Source organism: Candidatus Hydrogenedentota bacterium (genome assembly GCA_016791475.1).
Lineage (GTDB): Bacteria > Hydrogenedentota > Hydrogenedentia > Hydrogenedentales > JAEUWI01 > JAEUWI01.
Map to the genome: position 1 here is coordinate 1 of JAEUWI010000281.1, position 644 is coordinate 644.

Below are 644 nucleotides of genomic sequence, written 5' to 3' on the forward strand. Positions count from 1 at the left end.
ACCGTCTCGAACCCCCAACAGACTGAAAAGGAGCCTCACGATGAGCGAACTGCACGAAATCCGGCGCGTGCGCCACGAGGTGGTGATGCGCGAGCCGACGGTGGTGCGCACGCAACACCTGTCCGAGCACTTCCTGCGCGTAACCTTGGGCGGCCCGGAACTGGCCGGTTTCACCAGCCTGGGCTTCGACGACCATGTGAAGCTCTTCTTCCACGATCCGGCCAATCCCGGCGGCGAACCGGTCATGCGCGACTACACCCCGCGCCGCTTCGACCCGGCCCGACAGGAACTGGACATCGAGTTCGTGCTGCACGGTCACGGTCCGGCCGCCGCCTGGGCGGCCCAAGCCAGCGTGGGCCAGACTCTGCGCCTGGGCGGTCCGCGCGGCTCGATCGTGATTCCCCCCGATTTCACCGTCAACGTGCTGGTCGGCGATACCTGCGCCTGGCCGGCGATCTCGCGGCGCCTGGAAGAACTGCCGGCCGGGGCGAGCGCCTTCGTGATCGTAGATACCGCGGAACTGGCCGAGACGCTGCCCTTCACGTCGCAGGCCGATGTGCACATCCAGTGGCTGCGCGGCGACGCGCAGACATCCGGCGCCCGGCTTGCCGCCGCCGTCGAGGCGCTGGCGCTGCCACCGGGCG

General features: G+C 69.1%; 1 protein-coding gene. It reads left to right on the plus strand.

The window, feature by feature from the left end; all coding sequences use genetic code 11:
• Positions 1 to 40: 40 nt before the first annotated feature.
• Positions 41 to 644: siderophore-interacting protein (locus JNK74_29205; protein ID MBL7650255.1), on the plus strand; the 604-nt coding region annotated here is incomplete at its 3' end.